This is a genomic window from Pseudomonas putida (assembly GCF_002025705.1).
Lineage (GTDB): Bacteria > Pseudomonadota > Gammaproteobacteria > Pseudomonadales > Pseudomonadaceae > Aquipseudomonas > Aquipseudomonas putida_J.
This window is the reverse complement of the sequence record NZ_CP018846.1, coordinates 4,892,420-4,912,925: the sequence shown is the minus strand read 5'-3', so window position 1 is coordinate 4,912,925 and position 20,506 is coordinate 4,892,420. Positions and strand designations below refer to the sequence as shown.

General features: G+C 63.1%; 12 protein-coding genes and 1 pseudogene. 9 read left to right on the top strand and 4 right to left on the bottom strand.

Annotation, left to right across the window (positions count from 1 at the left end; genetic code table 11):
• The first annotated feature begins 80 nt into the window (after positions 1 to 80).
• The gene (gene trxB, locus BUQ73_RS22255; protein ID WP_008097075.1) at positions 81 to 1,043 is read left to right on the top strand and encodes a thioredoxin-disulfide reductase; all 963 of its coding nucleotides are present in this window, start codon (positions 81 to 83) and stop codon (positions 1,041 to 1,043) included.
• 55 nt (positions 1,044 to 1,098) lie between these two features.
• Here the strand turns inward: trxB and nadC are convergent, their stop codons facing one another.
• Positions 1,099 to 1,947, bottom strand: a complete 849-nt coding sequence (gene nadC / locus BUQ73_RS22250; protein ID WP_079229701.1) for a carboxylating nicotinate-nucleotide diphosphorylase — start codon at positions 1,945 to 1,947, stop codon at positions 1,099 to 1,101.
• A 244-nt stretch (positions 1,948 to 2,191) separates the two neighbouring features.
• On the opposite strand from nadC, the gene BUQ73_RS22245 reads away from it, so the two are divergent.
• The 5 genes and pseudogenes from BUQ73_RS22245 (at position 2,192) to BUQ73_RS29025 (ending at position 8,085) form a co-directional block, all read left to right on the top strand.
• Positions 2,192 to 4,336, top strand: coding sequence for a DUF1631 domain-containing protein (locus tag BUQ73_RS22245; protein WP_079229700.1), 2,145 nt, complete (start codon positions 2,192 to 2,194; stop codon positions 4,334 to 4,336).
• An 89-nt stretch (positions 4,337 to 4,425) separates the two neighbouring features.
• Positions 4,426 to 4,998, top strand: a complete 573-nt coding sequence (gene ampD, locus BUQ73_RS22240) for a 1,6-anhydro-N-acetylmuramyl-L-alanine amidase AmpD (protein WP_079229699.1) — start codon at positions 4,426 to 4,428, stop codon at positions 4,996 to 4,998.
• Positions 4,995 to 5,825: a regulatory signaling modulator protein AmpE gene (gene ampE, locus BUQ73_RS22235; protein WP_079229698.1), complete on the top strand. Its 831-nt coding sequence runs from the start codon at positions 4,995 to 4,997 to the stop codon at positions 5,823 to 5,825. The genes ampD and ampE overlap by 4 nt, the downstream gene beginning before the upstream one ends.
• Before the next feature lie 280 nt (positions 5,826 to 6,105).
• A pseudogene (locus BUQ73_RS29030) lies at positions 6,106 to 7,179 on the top strand (methyl-accepting chemotaxis protein); the annotation flags it as partial.
• Positions 7,156 to 8,085 carry a methyl-accepting chemotaxis protein gene (locus BUQ73_RS29025; RefSeq protein ID WP_416171833.1) on the top strand — a complete coding sequence of 310 codons (930 nt, stop codon included), beginning with the start codon at positions 7,156 to 7,158 and terminating at the stop codon, positions 8,083 to 8,085. The pseudogene BUQ73_RS29030 and the gene BUQ73_RS29025, both read left to right, overlap by 24 nt.
• Before the next feature lie 64 nt (positions 8,086 to 8,149).
• Here the strand turns inward: BUQ73_RS29025 and BUQ73_RS22225 are convergent, their stop codons facing one another.
• The 3 genes from BUQ73_RS22225 to cra all read right to left on the bottom strand — a co-directional run bounded on the left by BUQ73_RS22225 (position 8,150) and on the right by cra (position 14,667).
• Positions 8,150 to 12,802: a hypothetical protein gene (locus tag BUQ73_RS22225; protein ID WP_079229696.1), complete on the bottom strand. Its 4,653-nt coding sequence runs from the start codon at positions 12,800 to 12,802 to the stop codon at positions 8,150 to 8,152.
• Positions 12,803 to 12,892: 90 nt separating this feature from the next.
• Positions 12,893 to 13,669 (bottom strand): TatD family hydrolase, encoded by a 777-nt coding sequence (locus tag BUQ73_RS22220; RefSeq protein WP_079229695.1) that lies wholly within the window; start codon positions 13,667 to 13,669, stop codon positions 12,893 to 12,895.
• A 2-nt stretch (positions 13,670 to 13,671) separates the two neighbouring features.
• Positions 13,672 to 14,667: a catabolite repressor/activator gene (gene cra / locus BUQ73_RS22215; RefSeq protein ID WP_079229694.1), complete on the bottom strand. Its 996-nt coding sequence runs from the start codon at positions 14,665 to 14,667 to the stop codon at positions 13,672 to 13,674.
• Between the two features lie 297 nt (positions 14,668 to 14,964).
• Here cra and ptsP point away from each other — a divergent pair, with 297 nt between their 5' ends.
• From ptsP to BUQ73_RS22200, 3 genes are read left to right on the top strand one after another with little or no spacing between them, the layout of a single operon-like run.
• Positions 14,965 to 17,817: a phosphoenolpyruvate--protein phosphotransferase gene (gene ptsP, locus BUQ73_RS22210; RefSeq protein WP_079229693.1), complete on the top strand. Its 2,853-nt coding sequence runs from the start codon at positions 14,965 to 14,967 to the stop codon at positions 17,815 to 17,817.
• Entirely contained in the window at positions 17,818 to 18,765 is a 948-nt protein-coding gene (pfkB, locus tag BUQ73_RS22205; protein ID WP_079229692.1) for a 1-phosphofructokinase, read from the top strand. It abuts the gene before it with no gap.
• Positions 18,762 to 20,492, top strand: coding sequence for a PTS fructose-like transporter subunit IIB (locus tag BUQ73_RS22200; RefSeq protein ID WP_079229691.1), 1,731 nt, complete (start codon positions 18,762 to 18,764; stop codon positions 20,490 to 20,492). Before pfkB ends, BUQ73_RS22200 begins: the two co-directional genes overlap by 4 nt.
• The last annotated feature ends 14 nt before the right edge of the window (positions 20,493 to 20,506 follow it).

Genomic DNA, 20,506 nt, shown 5'->3' with positions numbered 1-20,506 from the left:
GTAGCCTTCCCCAAGTGCTGCGTGGGTCCTTTTTAATTTCCAGCTGGCGGCCCCTGCGGCCCGCTCGACAGGAGTTCGACATGTCTGAAGTACGTCATTCGCGCGTCATCATCCTCGGTTCCGGCCCTGCCGGTTACAGCGCCGCGGTCTACGCCGCCCGCGCCAACCTCAAGCCACTGCTGATCACCGGCATGCAGGCGGGTGGCCAGCTGACCACCACCACCGAAGTCGACAACTGGCCGGGCGACCCCCACGGCCTGACCGGCCCGGCCCTGATGCAGCGCATGCAGGAACACGCCGAGCGTTTCGAGACCGAGATCGTCTTCGACCACATCAACGCCGTCGACCTGGCCAACAAGCCCTACACCCTGCAAGGTGACAGCGGCAAGTACACCTGCGACGCGCTGATCATCGCCACTGGCGCCAGCGCCCGTTACCTGGGCCTGCCGTCGGAAGAAGCGTTCATGGGCAAGGGCGTTTCGGCCTGCGCAACCTGCGACGGTTTCTTCTACCGCAACAAGCCAGTCGCGGTGGTCGGCGGCGGCAACACTGCCGTGGAAGAAGCGCTGTACCTGGCCAACATCGCCAGCAAGGTGACCCTGGTGCACCGCCGCGAAACCTTCCGCGCCGAGAAGATCCTGGTTGACAAGCTCAACGCCCGCGTCGCCGAAGGCAAGATCGAGCTCAAGCTCAATGCCACCCTGGACGAAGTGCTGGGCGACAACATGGGCGTGACCGGTGCGCGCCTGAAGAACAACGACGGCAGCAGCGACGAAATCAAGGTCGACGGCGTGTTCATCGCCATCGGCCACACCCCGAACACCTCGCTGTTCGAAGGCCAGCTGACCCTTAAGGACGGCTACCTGGTGGTCAACGGCGGCCGTGAAGGCAACGCCACTGCCACCAACGTCGAGGGCGTGTTCGCTGCTGGCGACGTGGCTGACCACGTTTACCGTCAGGCCATCACCTCGGCCGGCGCCGGCTGCATGGCGGCACTGGACGTCGAGCGCTACCTGGACGGCCTGGCCAACGCCTCGTTCTGATTCGGGTGACAAAAAAACCGGCCATCTGGCCGGTTTTTTCATGCCTGCGATTCAATCACAGGCTCAAGCGCATCGACAGGTCCACGGCCTTCACATCCTTGGTCATCGCACCAATCGAGATGTAGTCGACACCGGTCTCGGCAATCACCCGCAGGGTGGTTTCATTGACCCCGCCACTGGCTTCCAGCTTGGCCTTGCAAGCGGTGATGCGTACCGCTTCGCGCATTTCATCCAGGGTCAGCTCGTCGAGCATGATGATGTCGGCGCCAGCATTCAGCGCCTGGCGCAGTTCATCCAGGCTTTCCACTTCGATTTCCACCGGCTTGCCGGGGGCTATGCGGTGCGCCGCCGCCACTGCCTCGGCCACGCCACCGCTGGCAGCGATGTGGTTTTCCTTGATCAGGAAGGCGTCATACAGACCGATGCGATGGTTGTGGCAACCACCGCAGGTGACCGCGTACTTCTGCGCCAGGCGCAGGCCTGGCAGGGTCTTGCGGGTATCGAGCAACTGCACCTGGGTGCCTTCGACCAGGTCGGCGAGGAAACGCGCCCGGGTAGCCACCCCCGACAGCAGCTGCAGGAAGTTCAGTGCGCTGCGCTCACCGCTGAGCAGCGAACGCGCCGGGCCTTCTAGGTGGAACAGCGGCTGATTGGCAGTGGCGCGCTCGCCATCGGCCACCTGCCAGTGCACGGCCACGCGCGGGTCGAGCTGACGGAACACGGCATCAACCCAGGCAGTGCCGGCAATCACGCAGTCTTCGCGGGTGATGATGGTGGCCTTGGCCAGGCGCTCGGCCGGAATCAGCTGCGCAGTGATGTCGCCGCTGCCGATGTCCTCCAGCAGTGCGCGGCGCACATTGGCTTCGATCTCGGCGGTCAGGTCGGCAAGGCGTAGGTTCGGCATGGTCGGCTCCACAAGCTAGATGCCGGCGATTATAGGGCAGGGGGGCGGCGCCGTGTACAGCTGCCTTACGAGTGACCATTGGTCAGGCCATATGAGCATTTGCCTGAAAACAGAGTCACTTACCCGCCGGTGAAGAAAGCTGGTAGCTGCCGGTATTTTTACCGATAATGGCGCCCAACATTTGGCGTCATAGCTTTGACGATTTATCGCCCTATCGAATACGTCACCCAGCAAGGAGTCCGGGATGCATAAAGAAGGCAAGGTGGTGCCCCTGGCTGCCGCCATGGAACGAGGCGCACGCACGCCTTTACCTTGCCTACCGGTGTTGCTGCTGCAAGTGCGTGACAAGGCGGCCCTGCAACTGCGACAAGGCCTGCAGGCGCTGTTCGACAATGCCGACGATATGCTGTTCGAAATGGCCGACCGCGCAGCCGATCGCGTCGACCAGAACCTGTACTTCGAGGCCATGCGTGACTTGCGCCTGAAGCGCAAGAGCATTGAGCGTGGCTTTCTCGATATCTTCTACGACACCTTCGCTCGCATCGGCCAGTTCGACCCGCTGGGCCAGCAAGCGGCGAAAGGCAAGGCAGAAATGGAACGTGCTGTCGCTGTCGACGGCATGGTCGCACGTGTGCTGTCCCGTGATGGCGTCGCCCTCGAGCAACTGGGCGTGCGCTTGCAGTGCCTGCTCGCGCGCAGTTTCGACGAACAGCAGAACCCGTTCGGGCCTGCGGCGCTGTGTGTCTACTTCCTCGATGCCGGGCGCAACCTTGGCGTGGGGCTGCGGGTCAAGCTGATCTTGCTGAAGCTGTTCGAGCGCTATGTGCTGCGTGACATCGATGTGCTCTATGCCGAGGCCAACCAGTTGCTGGCCGCCGCGGGCGTGATGCCGGAACTGCAGCCAGCGCCGCGGCGGCGCGCCGAGGACCGCCGCTTGAGTGCGCGGCGCATGTCGGCCACCCGCGAGCCTGATGCCTTGGGCGCAGACAGTGCCGGGCAAGCTTTCATGCGTTCGCTGGAAGGCCTGTTGGCGCCGTGCCGAGGTCAGATCGCCCCGCGCTTGCAAGCCGCCGCCAGCGCCCAGCCGATCAGCACCGCCGACTTGTTGCGGTTGCTTTCACACCTGCAACATTATGTGCCGGCCACGACCGACGATGACGAATTCGACCTGGGCCAGCAGCTTGAGCAACTGCTGCTGCGGGTCAGCGTGCGCAGCGGTACCCGCCGGCGCATCGCTTGTGCCGACGAGGACATGATCAACCTGGTAGGCCTGCTGTTCGCCTACATCGCAGCCGACGACAACCTGCCGCTGAGCCTGCGCGCACTGCTTGTTCGCCTGCATATACCGCTGCTCAAGGTGGCGCTGCTGGACAAAGGCCTGTTTAGCCGAGCCAGCCACCCGGCACGGCGCCTGCTCAACGAGATTGCTGCTGCCGCGATTGGCTGGGAGACCGGCAGCGCGGGCCTGCGCGACAGCCTGCACCTTCGTGTCGAGCGCATCGTCCAGCGCCTGCTCAATGACTTCACCGAAGACATCGCGCTGTTCGCCGAGCTGCTGGAGGACTTCCTTGCCTTCAGCCAGGACGAGCGTCGGCGCAACGAACTGCTGGAGCAGCGCACGCGCGACGCCGAAGAGGGCCGCGCCCGTGCCTTGCAGGCCCGCCAGCAGGTGCAGCAAGCGCTCAACCAGCGCCTGCGCGGGCGCATGCTGCCGCAGGTGGTGGTGCACATGCTGGTCCAGGCCTGGGGCCAGGTACTGTTGATGGCCTGGCTCAAGCAGGGCGAGGCGTCCCAGGCCTGGCAGCAGGCGCTGGCCACCATGGATACCCTGCTCGCCAGCATTGCCCCGCATCAGCCGCCGCAGGTATTGCTGCAGCAAGTGCCAGGCCTGCTCAAGGCCCTGCGTGAAGGCCTGGCCAGCGTGGCGCTGGATTCGGCGGCTACTCGCGGGTTCTTCCAGCAACTGGAGCAGCTGCACTTGCGCGCGTGCGAAGGGGCGGCATGGCCAGCTGGCAGCGATGAACTGGCCGAAGTCCTGGTGGCCGAGGACATCGTGCTCGCCATCGCTGAAGAGTCCGCCTGCGCACCGCTGCGTCAACTCGATGAGCAAGCGGCAGAGCTGCGCCTGGTGCAGCGCTTGCGCATTGGCACCTGGGTAGAAATGCTCGATGACGACGAGCCGCTGCGCTGCAAGCTGATCGCACGCATCGACAGCAGTGACCGGCTGGTCTTCGCCAACCGCACCGGCATGAAGGTGCGTGAATGGAGCTCTGTCGCGCTGGCGCAGGCGCTGCATCGCGGTGCGGCACGGTTGCTGGATGATGGCTTGCTGTTCGAACGGGCGTTGCAAGCCGTGCTTGATGGCCTGCGTCAGCAGCAGGTGGATTGAGCCGGCAGCATTACAATCATTCACATGCACAGCGCCCCGCGCGCAAGGCATACTGCAGTTCTGTACCGGCGCTTTTCAGGATCTGCCCCATGCAATTGGACCGTGCCACTGGCTGGTTCCACGGAAACGGAATCACCCACTGCCCCTCGCCGAACTTCAACGCCCGCCCAGAGGGTGAAGCGATTTCCCTGCTGGTGATCCACAACATCAGCCTGCCGCCGGCCTGCTTCGGCAGCGGCAAGGTGCAGCAGTTCTTCCAGAACCGCCTGGACCCGAACGAACACCCTTACTTTGCCAGCATCAGCCACCTGACCGTCTCGGCCCACCTGTTCGTCGAGCGCGATGGGGCGGTGACTCAGTTCGTGTCTTTGCTTGACCGTGCCTGGCATGCCGGCGTGTCGAGTTTTGACGGGCGCGAAGGCTGCAACGACTTTTCCATCGGGATCGAGCTGGAAGGCACTGACGATCTGCCCTATACCGATGCCCAGTACGCCGTTCTGGAGCAACTCACCCGGCAGATCCAGGCCGCCTGGCCAGTGATCGACCTTGAGCGTATCCAGGGCCACAGTGACATTGCCCCGGTGCGCAAGACCGACCCTGGCCCGGCGTTCGACTGGGCGCGTTACCGCAAGGCCGTGAAGGACAACGAGGACAACGCATGAGTTTTCTGGTGCTGATACTGGTGCTGTGGGTAGAGAAGTTCTCTGCGCTGCGCCATCAGGTACAACGGGACGGTTTCTTCCTGGGCGAACTGGTGCGCCTGGAGCGCAGTGGCAAGGTCCACCCCTGGTGGACACTGGCGATCCTGGTGCTGGCGCCGGTGGCCGTGTTGGTGCTGTTGCTGCACGTACTGGACCCGGTGGCGTATGGTTTGCTGGCCTTGCCGCTGCACTTGCTGGTGGTGATCTACAGCCTGGGGCGCGGCGATGCCAAGGCTTCACTCGGGCCATTGCGCGATGCCTGGCGGCGTGGCGACGACCAGGCTGCACTGCATGTAGCCGAACGCGACCTGGGCCTGGCAGCCGACGAGCCGCACAGCTTGCTGGTGCGTGTGCAGGGTTACCTGTTGTGGCAGGCCTATCAGAGCTTTTTCGCGGTGATCTTCTGGTACTTCGTGCTTGGCCCCGGCGCGGCGCTGGCCTACCGCCTGCTGGCGCTGACGGCAGAACATAGCCGCCAGCCTGCGCTCAAGGCCCGTGCCGAGCAGCTGCGGCATGTCATGGACTGGCTGCCGGTGCGGGTGCTGGCCATTAGCTTCGCGCTGGTCGGCAATTTCGTCGCGGTGACGCGGGTGATGTTGCACGAGTTGCTCAACTGGCACATCAGCGCCGGGCACTTGGTGGCCAGGGTCGGGCGCATTGCCGATGACATTCCCGAGGAAGAAGATGCCCAGCGCGGGTTGGGGCGACTGGACAGCCTGTGGGAGCTGCTGCTGCGTTGTGCCGTGTTGTGGTATGCAGGCTTCGCCCTGTGGACAGTCTTGATGTAGTAGGTTGCGGCCTTTGTAGGAGCGGCCTTGTGTCGCGAAAGGGCTGCGAAGCGGCCCCCCTGGATTTCAGCCGTTATGCATATATCGCTGGGGCTGCTTCGCAGCCCTTTCGCGACACAAGGCCGCTCCTACAAAGGCATTCGCGGCCTTTGGTTAACCTTAAGTTACAAACCTCCGATTCGATCTGCGTTATACAAGTGGCCTAGTGCTATCTCTGCAGAACAACAAGAATCCATGGAGGTGCCCCGTGAAGCGTGTGCTCTACCCGGCCATCGCATTGATGAACAGGCTGAGCTTCGGCCAGAAGTTCAGCCTCATCAGCATCCTGTTCTTCCTGCCTATGCTGGCCACCAGCTTTTATCTGGTGCGCGACGCCTATCAGCAGTTTCACGCCACCCGCGCTGAGTTGCAGGGCATAGCTCCGCTGGCTGACAGCCTGAACCTTCGCACCGACCTGGAGGCGCTGGGCAACCTGTTGCAGATCAATGCCGTGCTCGGCCAGTCAAGCCAGGGCGGAGATCTGGAGGCGCGCATCGCTGCGTTGCAGGACAAGGTCCAGGCCCAGTTGCACACCCTGCAAGGGGATGAGGCAGTACCCCAAGGCAAACTCGAAGAACTGGCTGGCGCATTTACCAGCGCCCGGGCGGAATCGTCGCTGCAAAACAAGGCTGCACTGTTCGACAAGCTGCTGGCCCAGGCCCAGATGCTGGGCAAGCAGGTGGTGAGCCAATCCGGCCTGAGCCAGGACAGCCAGGCTTCGGTGCGTCAGTTGAGCGAGCTGCTTGGGGTCGCCACGGCGCAGGTCAGCCAGGCGCTGGGGGAAGGCCGGGCCATGGGCGCCATTGCGCTGGGGAGGGGGTTCATCGACTCCTCTGGCAGCGCCCGTTTCGAAGACCTGCTGCAACGCCTTGACCGCCTGGCGGCCGACTATGCCCTGCGCCTGGAAGACGCCCTTGCCACGGACCGTGGCGCCAAGGCCGGCCTGGCGGAGGCTGCACATACCAGCCAGGCGACGGTCAGGCAGGCCGCATCGCTGTTCGAAGAGCAAGTGGTGGTGGCGGAGACCCTCGATACACCCTGGCCGGTGTTCTATCAGCAGGTCAGCGAACTGATGGCGCCGACCTATCGGCTGAACGACGCTGTGCTTGCGCATCTGCAAGAACAGTTGCAACAGCGCCTGGCCGAGCAGCGCTTGCGCATGCTCGCCCTGGGCACGGTGCTGGCTGCTGTCTTCGTGCTGATCCTGTACTTGTATGGCGGTTTCTATGTGTCGACCCGGGCCACATTGCGCCGGCTGGGCGGTGCCATGGACAAAGTGGCTGCGGGTGACATGACGGTCAGCTTCCAGGCCCACAGCCGCGATGAACTGGGCGAGTTGGGCCAAGGTTTCAGCGAAACGGTACGCCGCATCCGTGGCCTGATCGACCAGGTCGGGCGTACCGTGGTGGCAGTCGAAGAGCAGGCCGGGCAGGTGCTGACGGTGTCGGCGCGGAGCAACCAGGCGGTCAGTGGCCAGCGTGAACAGATCGAACAGGTGGCCACGGCGATGAACCAGATGAGCGCCACCGCGCAGGAAGTGGCACGCAGTGCCGCGCTGGCGGCGAACGGCGCGCAACAGGTCAACCTGGAAAGCGCCAATGGCCGCACCCTGGTGGCCAGCCAGCAAGACAGCATCGGCCGCCTCGCCGAAGAAATCGACCAGACCGTGCTGGCAATCAATCGGCTGGCCGACGACAGCCAGGCGATTGGCCAGGTGCTGGAGGTGATTCGCAGCATTGCCGAGCAGACCAACCTGCTGGCATTGAATGCGGCCATCGAAGCCGCCCGGGCCGGTGAGCAGGGGCGTGGGTTTGCCGTGGTGGCCGATGAAGTGCGTACCCTTGCTCGGCGTACCCAGGACTCCACCGCGCAGATCGCGCAGATGATCCAGCGCCTGCGCGATGGCGTGGAGCAGGCGGTGCGGGCGATGGGCAGCAGCCATCAGATGGCTGCGGGCACTGTCGATGAAGCGCGCCAGGTGCAGCAGGCGCTGGGCAATATCCTTGGAGCGGTGGGTGGCATTGTCGAGCAGAACCAGCAGATCGCCGCGGCGGTCGAGCAGCAGACGGCGGTGGCCCATGACATCGATCGCAACATCGTCGCGATCAACCGGGCAGCACAGGACAGCGCACAGGGGGCATGCCACACCGAAAGCGTAAGCCGGGTATTGCTCGACCAGGTCTCAACGCTCAAGGCATTGATGGGTGGATTCCGGGTATAGTCTTTATTGAACAACGCCGCGTTATTTGCGGCGTTTTCGTACCCGGGCTGTAGCGGTGGGTGGGCTACCCTTGGCCCTCATCGGCAAGCTTGAACAAAGCCTGAGCAAGCCGAGTCGGTACCTCGACGCGCAATATCTGATGCACCTTCAACCCTCGCTGTTCGAGTTCCCGCTGGAAGTTGACGCCTTTTGATTCGTCATCCAGTGTCTTGAGGTGACCACTGCGGTAGGCGAACTGCTCGCGAGGGGTGTCTGCGGCAGGGTAATGGAAGTGGGCTGCCCACAAGGGATTGCGTTGCAGGTCGGTGATTACGTACCGGTCCATGTGGTTTTTGTTTTTGCCCTTTCCTATCACCAACCTGGTTGTGGTGAGCTTGCGTACTTGTACCTGCTGATGCTCGATCAGATAGGTCAAATAGTCGGCATTGGGTTTTTGCGGGTTCTTGTAGATGGTCAGGGTGATCTCTTGCGCCAGCTGGCGCAGTTCAGTCACGTGCTGAACGAGCTGCTGGCGTCGGTCTTGCCTTGCCTGATCGAGGGGGGACTGTATGCCCTGCTTGTCATATTGTGCGACCAGCGCGGCCAATTCATCCGCTCGGTCATGCAAGGGTTCACAGATATTGGCGGCGATGACGTCTTTACGCTGAGCATTGGACGTCGCACGCTGGATCATCTGGTCGATACCCTCGAGCTTCTGTGTTGCTGCGCCGTCCAGTTGTTGCAGCGTGCGCTGTGGTGCGAGGAGCGTGACCTGCCATGCCCCTTGCGCAGTGCGTGAAACCTGACGTGGCGTGGCTGTCTCGTCGGTACCAAGCATAATCAGGTCATTGCCATCATCGCCCCGTTGTTCTGCCTGGATCAATCGGTAATGGCCATGACGTTTGACGCCGATAATGCGTTTTTTGCGGTGTGTCGAAGGCTGCGAGGCAGAGGGGAGCAATGTGCTCGCAGGCAGAAAATCGAAATCAATGTGCTCCAGGTTTTTGGAAGATGAAGGGCTGTCCTGATTTTCTTTTAGCCACAGTTTCAGCTGCTCATCGCACAGGTTGTGACAGTCGCTGACGATCTCGATGCACGCGGTAAGATGCTGTTCGTTTCTGGGTTCAACGAGGGCAGGGTAGTCGGCCTTGAGCAGCTCAAACCCGCTTTTCACGCGATCAAGTTGTTCGGCAATATCTGCCAGGAGCGCAAACCTGTTCAACAGGGGCGTTTCATCGAGACGGTTGAATAATCGCGCGGCGTGGTTGAACTGATTGGCGAGTAGTTTGGGTTCGATGTTGAAGGTGAAAGGAACCTGCAGGTCGGTGGTGTCGCTGACGCACAATAACAGGCTGCGCAACGATACGATGTCCAGAAGCAGATCCCGTGATGCCGGTAGCTGCTGTGCGATCACTTTCTGTTGCGCGTCGCTCAATATCGAGCGGTTGATTTTTTCAAGTGTCTGTTCGTGCGCCTGGGTGATTGGAAGCCTGCGGGTGAACGCCTCCAGGCATAAGGCTTGGCTCTTGCGGAAATCACTCAACGCGTTGGAATCATTGCTCAAAACCTCCGGGCCTGGCCGCAGATTAACATCCAGGTTGTGCACGTCTAACTGGTGGATCAAGTCCGCCTCAATTAACGTGGCCGCTTTATTCAGGCAGTGTATCTGCGTCACTCTGTGCGGGTTTAAGTATTCATGAAAATCCAGCGTGGGTTGGGTCTTCCTGAGCTCGGCTTTGTTTTTTTCCACCAGCGCTATGTAGGTACTCAGATTTTGATAATGCTCCATATACTTTTTTCTGGCCGTTTCCCGTCCTGTGGGCTCTGTCGACAATTTGATAACAGTCGGTTCCAGTCTGTCGAAAGCCTCGATTTTGGTGCCAAGTACGTTAATCTTGTTGGCTATGCTTGAGTAGGTACTCGCCCCCCCTTCTTCTTTGGCGTTTTCTGCGCGTTCCCTCTCTTTTTGATTCTTGGCCCTCAGTTGTTCGAGCCTTGAGCCCTTGCCCCGCCCGCCACCGCCCAACCCACCGACCATAACCCCTTGCCAGCCACTGCCGGCAACCAGGGTTACCGGTTCGCTGCGACCTGGGCGAGAGGCTACGTAGACATTGTCCGGCGCGTCGGCCACCGGGTCTTGCGGGCGTACAATGCGCCATACGGCCTGCGCGGGAGATGAGGCTTGCCTGTCGTGCAAAACTTGGTAGATACCCTCACCGATGGCAATGAAACATTTGCCATTCAAGGCATAGATGCCATCGTCGCCAGGCTTGATGCCCTCCAGTGCCGGTGTCTGGCGAAAAGGGGCGAGTCGTGTCGGGCCAAGTGGGTAGTGGTCGGTTTGTGGCAATAGACCGGCAAGTTCCCAGCGCTGGTCCAACGCTTGCTGGCCAAGTTTGCTGGCTAGTTCGGCCCCTCCCCAGACATCAACACCCAGTGCACGGCGTTGTTCATCATTCAATGTACGCAGGACCGCGTGGCTCAGGCCTATCTGACCGGCGTCGACTTGCAGGGGGTCATTGGTATAAAAGGAGCCTGCGTAACGCGTGGCGGAGCGGTAGAGTGAAATGAACGTATCGGCACCGTCGAGCCCATAGCTGGCAACCTTCTCTGTACCAGGTACGACGTATCCGCTGAAGTCCGTTGAGCCGCGATAGACATGAATGCCCAGCTTCTCAGGCCAGGCAGGCTGAATGAGCAGCATCGCGCAGAAAAGCGCTTCACTGTCTTTGCTGATTGCCGTAGGGGCGCCCGAATCAAACGCCAAGGTTGCGTCCATTACCCGTTGCTCATTGTGAACCAGCAAAATGGACTGCAACTGTTCGTGGGAAAGTACTGCATCTGGTGCCAGCGTTCGCAAGGCTGGGTGACGCTCATGGAGGTAGTTGCAAGCGGTTTGGGAGAGCCCGGGAAACCGCTTGCTCAGAGTACCTTGGTTGTCGGGAATCACGGGGGCCACGTCAGCGAAATCGTGCTGCAGAACATGCAGCAATTGCCAGGGCGCATGTTCTTCGGCCCGCCAGATCGACTCCAGTTGCTGGCGGTTGATATCGGCCAACTGCATCAGCCGTTGAGCTCGCGCAGGTTCGATTGCAGGTACGTCGCCAGGGATGAGGCGATGAAGGAGTTGTGCATCGGACAGGTCGCTGACTTCAAGTGCCTGCTGGGCCAGCCCCTGCCGCATGCTGTCGACGTTGTGCCATTGCAGCGTCCGCTGCCCACTGCGGGTATTGGCCGTAGGGTTACTGAGTGAATGGACCAGTTGGCGGGCTCGGCGTCTGGACAGTTTGGCGCCCACCGTCTGCAGCCGGCCAGTGATGATCAGATCGGAAATATCGGCCAAAGCCTGCACGGCGTCTGCGCGGTCCCCTTGACTCAGGGCGATGCCCGCATTGATGGCCTGATAGACGAGGCTGCCAAGGGTCGCCGTCAACATCAACCGGTTCACGCCCAACACACCGCCGGGTAAGGCAATGGTGAGCAGCCCCACGGTCTCGCTGAGAATGATGCTCGAGTAGTCCTTGAACGCTTTCCAGCGTCGATCGCGCAGTGTCACAGCTGCAGACGAGAGGTTGGCCTTGAGCCGTTCGAGATGCTGTTCAAGCAAACCGTCACCCAGCGTGAGCCCGCTGGAAAGCACGCTGATTTTGATTTTATCGAGCGGTGAAGTGCCCTGGCCTAGCAGGTCGTACAGTTGCTGGTCGATCCAGCTCAATGTTTCCCGATCTTCCACGGGTGTATTGACGTGACGCTGCAGGGCGCTTTGTGTGTCCTGAGTCAATGCTTCCAGGAACCACTGCTCATTCGGTCGCGCTTTGAACTCGTCCAGCAAATCATCTACGGCCGATTGCTCGTTGAAATGCAGGCGCAGCGCCGCGCCTGCACGGTTCGGGAAATAGCTGACGGCTGCGTGGGTTGTCGAAGATATGGGCAGTTTGTGCGTGAAGAAAGGTAGCGGCGCTGCATTGCCGCTGAAGCTCATTTGGTATTGCGTCCAGGCTGGACGAAGCTCGTTGAACAGGGGGCGCAGCATCAACCAGGCTTGGGCGTCGACGCCGTGGCCTTGCTGTTGACGAAGCGCATCCAGCCCGGCCAGTTCGTAAAGCGCTCGATGGTAATGGGTCAGTTGCTTGCGAAACCCCTCGTCCATGACGTTATCAAGGCGTGCTTGCAAGTCCGATCCAAGATCCAGCGCATGCGCATGGCGCTCGAAACGGTCAGCACTCAGTACGGTTTTCTGCTCTCGTCTACCCAGGGGATCGCGGCTGATGTAACTGTGTTCCAGATAGCTGTTTTGATACGACGGTGGATAGACCTTGGACAAGTCGAGCCTGGCCGCTTCCCACAGTGTGAATGATTGAATACGTTCTCTAGGACTGTGCGGGTCAAGGGCCCTCGCAAAACGCGGTGAAACCTCGATGATGGTGGTATGGAAGTGCCAGCTCTGGGGGTCATGAAGTTCCGGCGCCAGTGGCCTCAGGGTATCTTCGAGTTTTTTCAGACCCTCGCGATCAAAGGCTTCCATGCAGTCGGAGAGCGACTTGGCAATGGTGGCCTGCAGCGAAGAGGCTTGTTGCCCCAACTCGAAGTATCGTGCTCTTTGAGTGGCGTCCAGCGGGCCGAAATAGTTGTCGAGGTTGGCGCCGATGATCGCAAGTACCGTTTGATCGTTATAACTCTGCGCATCATGCAAGGCTGTTGAGTGTTGATCAGGTGAGTAAAGGTATTGGCTGGGCATGAACGGCTCCTGTAGCGACGGCTCTTGTGAGCCTGTGGGTGCAGGAGTGATTGGAGCGCATCGCGCCAGCTGGAGCTGGCTATCTAACTACTACCAGCCGAACAGATCGCAGGCGTTTCGGTGGGTCGCCTGAGCAAGCTGCAGGGCTTCGATCCCCATCAGGTCTGCCAGCGCTTGAGCAATCTCGGGCAGATGCTCGGGGCTGTTGCGCTCGCCGGCAAACATCACCGGCGCCATGTCCGGCGAGTCGGTTTCCAGCACGATGCTCTCCAGCGGCAAGCGCGGCAGGGTCTTGCGCAATCGCAGTGCCTGCGGCCACGTCCCGGCACCGCCCAGTCCAAGCCGGAAACCGAGCTTGATGTACTCACGGGCTTCTTCATAGCTGCCCGCGAAGGCATGGATGATCCCAGCGCGTGCCGGCTTGTAGCGTTTGAGCGTAGCAATCACCTGGGCGTGGCTGCGGCGCACGTGAAGTAGGGCTGGCAGCTCGAAATCACACGCCATCTGCAACTGTGCTTCGAACAGTGCCTGCTGGCGCGGCTTGTCCAGCGTTTCGACGAAGTAGTCCAGGCCGAATTCGCCTACACCACAAAGCCTCGGGTCACTGCGCAGGCGTTCGAGCCACTCGCGCAATTGCACCAGGTGCTCGGGGCGATGCTGCTCCAGGTAGACCGGATGCAACCCCAGCGCCGCATGGATGCGCCTGTCGCTGCAGACCAGGTCCCACACCCGCTGGAAGTTCGCCTGATACACCCCCAGCACCACCATGCGCTCCACCCCGCGCGCCGCCGCGTTGGCCAGCAGGCGCGGGCGGTCGGCGTCGAAATCGGGGAAGTCCAGGTGGGTGTGGGTGTCGATCAGGCGCATGATCAGGCCGCTGTGATGCGTTGCTTGAACGTGCGGCCAATGGCGTGCACGCCAGGCTCGTAGCGTTTTTCCTCGATCGCGGCCAGGGCCAGCTCCAGCGCGGTGGCGGCGATCAGGCCGTGCTGCTGGGCCATGGCATTGACTGGCAATGGCAGGAAGTCGAGCAACTGGTTGTCGCCGAAGGTGCCCAGCTGCAGCTGGCGCGAATCGGCCGGGCGCGCCTGCAAGGTATCGAACACACCTTGCAGCAGCACATAGGAGGTGGTCACCAGGGCATCCGGCAGGCCGCCCTGTTCGTCGATCAGTTGCTGCATCAGGCGTTGGCCGCATTCGCGGCTGAAGGACTCGCCCTGATAGCGGCGGACCACGCCGTCGAAGCCTTGCATGGCTTCGTCGAAACCGCCGGCGCGAGCCTGGCTTACCGACAGCTCCGGGCGTGCACCGATCAGTGCGATGCTGCGCGGGGCTGTAGCCAGCAGGCTGTCGGCCAACTGACGGCTGGCATCGCGGTCATCGCTGATCACCGAACAGAAGTGTGCCGGGTTCAAGCGCCGGTCGATGGCGATCACTGGCAGGCCCTTGTCCTGCAGCTCGCGATAGCTGTCGTCCTCAGGCGGCAGGCAGCTGGCGACGAACAGGGCATCGCAACGGCGGGCGCGGAACAGCTGCTGCAGCTGGCGCTCGCTGTCGGGCTGGTCGTCGCTGCTGGCGATCAGCAGCTGGTAGCCACGGGCGCGCGCGCCCTGCTCGAGCTGTTTGGCGATGCGGGCATAGCTGGGGTTCTCCAGATCCGGGAGAATGAAACCCAAGGTACGGGTGTGCCGGCTGCGCAGGCCGGCTGCTTGCGGGTTGGGGGTGAAGTCATGGGCCTCGACCACCGCGCGCACCCGCTCGACAGTGCTGTTACTGATGCGCTGCTGTTCGGCCTTGCCGTTGATGACATAACTGGCAGTGGTCACTGACACACCGGCCAGACGGGCGATATCGCTGAGTTTCACCGAATTTTCCTTGTTATTACCGGGACTGGCTACGGAACCAGGACCGGGTAGTTTGACCCGGGTTGGCCGCGATGCGCAGGCGACCATTGTCGCAATTGTCCGACAGGATGGGGCTTTTTCCTCGGAAGATTATCGAGTAACGTGGCCGCTTGGTCAGATTAAACGTTTCAGCTATTAATTTTTCTGCCTCGACTGCCGCCCGTGCAAGGCTGTCGAACTGGCTGATTCTGTGAATATCACAACAATACCTCAGTACCCGGCATCAAAACCAAGCTGGGGCTGCAAAAGGAGAAGGTCATGCTCGAGCTCGCCATAGGGCAGATAGCCATGGGCCAGAAGGCCGCCGACAAGGCCGAGGCATTGCGCCTGTTGGCGGATCAGCTGGTAGCCGACGGCCTGGTTGCCGAAGGTTATCTCGAAGGCCTGCAGGCGCGCGAAGCGCAAGGCTCGACGTTCCTTGGCCAGGGCATCGCCATCCCTCACGGCACCCCGCAGACCCGCGAACTGGTGTTTGCCACGGGCGTGCGCCTGCTGCAGTTCCCCGAAGGTGTGGACTGGGGCGATGGGCAGAGGGTCTACCTGGCCATCGGCATCGCAGCCCGTTCCGATGAACACTTGCGCCTGCTGCAGTTGCTGACCCGCGCGCTCGGCGAGACCGACCTGGCCGAGGCATTGCGCCGGGCCAGCTCTGCCGAGGCGTTGCTCAAGCTGCTGCAAGGCGCGCCACAGGAACTGGCGCTGGACGCGCAGTTGGTTGGCCTGAACCTGCCTGCTGACGATTTTGATGAGCTGGCCTGGCGCGGCGCCCGCCTGCTGCAGCGCGCCGGTTGTGTCGACAGCGGCTTCGCTGCCGTGCTGCAACAGGCCGAACCACTGCCGTTGGGCGAGGGCCTGTGGTGGCTGCACAGCGAGCGCCAGGTGCGACAGCCTGGCCTGGCCTTCATTACTCCGCAGCAGCCACTGCGTTATCACGACCAGCCGCTCAATGGTCTGTTCTGCCTGGCCAGCCTGGGGGCCGCCCACCAGGCGCTGCTCGAGCGCCTGTGCGAAGTGCTGATCGAAGGCCGCGGGCAAACGCTCTACCAGGCCACCAGCAGCCGTGCGGTACTTGAGGTGCTGGGCGGTGAGGCACCGGCTGACTGGCCCAGTGCGCGGATCGTGCTGGCCAACCCGCATGGCCTGCACGCCCGCCCGGCGAAGGTTTTGGCGCAACTGGCCAAGGGCTTCGAGGGTGAAATCCGTGTGCGCGTGCTCGACAGTGCGCAGCCAGCGGTGTCGATCAAGAGCCTGAGCAAGCTGCTGAGCCTCGGCGCCCGGCATGGCCAGGAACTTGAGCTGAGTGCTGAACCGGCGATTGCCGGCGATGCCTTGCCCGTACTGCTGGCAGCCATCGAACAAGGCCTGGGCGAAGAGGTCGTGCCGCTGGTGCAAACTGCCACAGCCAGTGCTGCCAACGCGGCCACGGCACTCCAGGTGCCCGCTGCGGGCAGCCGGGTCCAGGGCGTCAGTGCATCCCCGGGTATTGCCAGCGGGCCGGCGCATGTTTGCGCCGAGCGTGATATCGATTACCCGCTGCGCGGTGAGTCGCCGGCCAAGGAGCGCCTGAAGCTGCGTGACGCGCTGGCGGCCGTGCATGGCGAATTGCAGGCGCTGGTACAGCGCAGCGACAAGTCGATTGGCGAGATCTTCGTCACCCACCAGGAAATGCTCGCCGACCCGGCCTTGAGCGACGATGTCGAGGCACGCCTGGCCCACGGCGAAAGTGCGGCGGCGGCGTGGATGGCGGTGATCGAAGCGGCTGCCCGCCAGCAGGAAGCGCTGCACGATGCCCTGCTGGCCGAGCGCGCTGCCGACCTGCGCGACATTGGCCGCCGGGTGTTGGCCCAGTTGTGCGGCGTGGCGGCCCAGGCCGAACCGGAGCAACCCTACGTGTTGGTCATGGGCGAGGTTGGCCCCTCCGATGTCGCCCGCCTGGACCCGGCCCGTGTCGCTGGCATCGTCACGGCCCACGGCGGTGCCACGGCGCACAGTGCGATCGTCGCCCGTGCATTGGGCATCCCGGCCGTGGTTGGTGCGGGCGCGGCGATTCTGCTGCTCGATTCCGGCACGCCGCTGCTGCTCGACGGCCAGCGCGGCGTGGTCAGCGTTGCACCACCGGCTGATGAATTACAACGCGCGCTGGCCGAGCGCGACCAGCGCGAAAAACGCCTTCAAGCTGCCTGGGCCAGGCGCCATGAGCCGGCAGTGACCCGCGATGGTCATGCCGTAGAAGTCTTCGCCAACATTGGCGAGAGCAGCGGTATCGACAAGGTGGTGGAGCAGGGCGCCGAAGGGGTTGGCCTGCTGCGCACCGAGCTGATCTTCATGGCCCATTCGCAGGCACCTGACGTGGCCACCCAGGAAGCGGAGTACCGCCGTGTGCTCGACGGCCTCGGTGGCAGGCCACTGGTCGTGCGCACCCTCGATGTGGGCGGCGACAAGCCGTTGCCGTACTGGCCGATCGCCGCCGAGGAAAACCCGTTCCTCGGCGTGCGCGGTGTGCGCCTGACCCTGCAACGCCCACAGATCATGGAAGAGCAGTTGCGTGCCTTGCTGCGGGCCGCCGATCAGCGGCCCCTGCGCATCATGTTCCCCATGGTCGGGCAGATTCACGAGTGGCGTGAGGCGCGCGCCATGGTCGAGCGCCTGCGCCAGGAAATCCCGGTCGCCGACCTGCAGGTCGGGATCATGGTGGAAGTGCCGTCCGCTGCATTGCTGGCGCCGCAGCTGGCCCGTGAAGTGGACTTCTTCAGCATCGGCACCAACGACCTGACCCAGTACACCCTGGCCATCGACCGTGGCCACCCGAGCTTGTCTGCCCAGGCCGACGGCTTGCACCCGGCGGTGCTGAGCCTGATCGACATGACCGTGCGCGCGGCCCACGCCGAGGGCAAATGGGTCGGCGTCTGTGGCGAACTGGCCGCCGACCCGCAGGCGGTGGCCGTGCTGCTGGGCCTGGATGTGGACGAGCTGAGCGTGGCCGCCCGCAGCATTGCCGAAGTCAAAGCCCTGGTGCGCCAGGCAGATCACCAAACGGCCCGCGCCCTGGCGCGCGAGGCCTTGCAACAGGACAGCGCCGCGGCGGTTCGCGCGCTGGTGGAGCGTTACTGAATGGCCAAGATCCTGACCCTGACCCTGAACCCGGCGCTGGACATCACCGTCAGCCTCGACGCCTTGCGCCCAGGGCACGTCAACCGTGCCCACGACCAGCAGAGTCACGCAGCGGGCAAAGGCCTGAACGTGGCCCAAGTGCTGGCCGATCTGGGTCATAGCGTAACTGTCGGGGGCTTTCTCGGCCGCGACAACCTGCAGCCGTTCGAGGCGCTGATCGCCCGACGCGGTTTTGCCGACTGCTTCGTGCGCGTGGCCGGTGAAACCCGCAGCAACCTCAAGCTGGTCGAGGCTGATGGCCGGGTGACCGATGTGAACGGCCTGGGGCCGGAGGTCGACGACGCCGCGCGCGCCGAACTGCTGCAGCGCCTGGCGCAGGTGGCGCCCGGGCACGACGCGGTGGTCGTGGCCGGCAGCCTGCCGCGTGGGGTCAGCCCCGAATGGTTCCGCCAGTTGCTCGAACAGTTGCGGGCGCAGGGGCTGAAAGTGGCCCTCGACAGCAGTGGGGACGCGTTGCGTGCTGGCTTGCAGAGTGCCCCCTGGCTGGTCAAACCCAATACCGAAGAGCTAGGAGAAGTGCTGGGCCTGGCCGTGCAGACCGCCGCCGAGCAGCGCGCCGCTGCCGAGCAACTGCTGGCCGGCGGTATCGAACATGTGGTGGTTTCGGCGGGCGAGCAAGGCGTCAGTTGGTTTGCTGCCGGGCTGGCGCTGCAGGCGCGGCCGCCGCAAGTGCGGGTTGCCAGCACCGTGGGTGCCGGTGATTCGCTGGTCGCCGGCATGGTCCATGGCCTGCTGGCAGCGGAATGCCCGCAACAGACCTTGCGCCGCGCCACGGCCATCGCTGCACAGGCCGTGACTCAGGTCGGCTTCGGCATTTGTGACCGCGAGCAGCTCGCGCAACTGGAAGCCGCCGTGCAACTGATAGAACAACAAGAGGGTTGCCGATGAACATCGCCATTGTCACCGCCTGCCCCAACGGCCAGGTGTCCAGCGTGCTCAGTGCCCGCCTGCTGGCGGCTGCCGCCCAGCGCCGCGGCTGGAGCACCAGTGTCGAAGTGCAGGATGCCGAGCATCCCGAGCGCCAGCTGACCCCTGCGCAGATCGCCGAGGCCGACTGGATTCTGGTGGTCAGCACCGGCCCGGTGGACCTTGCCCGTTTCGCCGGCAAGCGCTTGTACCAGAGCACCCCGGCGCAGGCCTTGGCGGACCGTGAGGGCTTCCTCGACGAGGCGCAGGGCAAGGCCGAAGTGCTGGCTGTGCAAGCGACCAGTGCGGCGCCTTCAACCGCTGTACGCATTGTTGCGGTCACCGCCTGCCCGACCGGCGTGGCGCATACCTTCATGGCTGCCGAAGCCTTGCAACAGGCGGCGCAGCAGCTGGGCTACCAGCTCACCGTCGAGACCCAAGGTTCGGTTGGTGCACGCAATCCGCTGTCGGCCCAGGCCATTGCCGATGCCGATGTGGTGCTGCTGGCTGCTGACATCGAGGTGCCGACAGCACGCTTTGCCGGCAAGCGTATCTACCGTTGTGGTACCGGTATCGCCCTCAAGCAGGCACGCGTGACCCTGGAGAAGGCCCTGGCCGAGGCCAAGGTCGAAAGTGCTGCGGACGCTGCCTCTGCAACGCCCACCAAGGCTGAAAAGGCTGGCGTCTACAAGCATTTGCTGACCGGTGTTTCGTTCATGCTGCCAATGGTGGTGGCCGGCGGCTTGCTGATCGCCCTGTCGTTCGTCTTCGGCATCGAGGCCTACAAGCAGCCTGGCACCTTGCCGGCCGCACTGATGCAGATCGGCGGCGAGGCTGCGTTCAAGCTGATGGTGCCGCTGCTCGCGGGGTACATCGCGTGGTCCATCGCCGACCGCCCGGGCCTGGCGCCGGGGATGATCGGTGGCCTGCTGGCCAGCACCTTGGGTGCCGGCTTCATCGGCGGTATCGTCGCCGGTTTCCTCGCCGGCTACAGCGCCAAGGCCATCGCCCGCTGGGCACGCTTGCCAAGCAGCCTGGATGCGCTCAAGCCGATCCTGATCATCCCGCTGCTGGCCAGCCTGTTCACCGGCCTGGTGATGATCTACGTGGTCGGCCAGCCGGTGGCGGCAATGCTCGAAGGGCTGACGCATTTCCTCGACAGCATGGGCACCACCAACGCCATCCTGCTCGGGCTGCTGTTGGGCGGGATGATGTGTGTCGACCTCGGCGGGCCTATCAACAAGGCGGCCTATGCCTTCTCGGTGGGGCTGCTGGCATCTTCCAGCTATGCGCCCATGGCGGCGACCATGGCCGCCGGCATGGTGCCGCCGATCGGCCTGGGCATCGCCACCTTCCTGGCCCGGCGCAAGTTTGCCCAAAGCGAGCGTGAAGCGGGCAAGGCGGCGCTGGCGCTGGGGTTGTGCTTCATCTCCGAAGGGGCCATCCCGTTCGCGGCGAAAGACCCACTGCGGGTGATCCCGGCGAGCATTGCCGGTGGCGCCTTGACCGGCGCGCTGTCTATGTACTTCGGCTGCAAGCTGATGGCGCCCCATGGCGGGCTGTTCGTTTTGTTGATCCCCAATGCGATCAACCATGCACTGCTTTATCTGTTGGCGATTGTGGCGGGCAGCCTGGTGACGGCGGTGGTGTATGCCGTGATCAAGAAGAGCGAGCGGGTGGAGTTGGCCGTTGCGCCAGTGAAGGGTTGAAGCCTTCTGTTGGT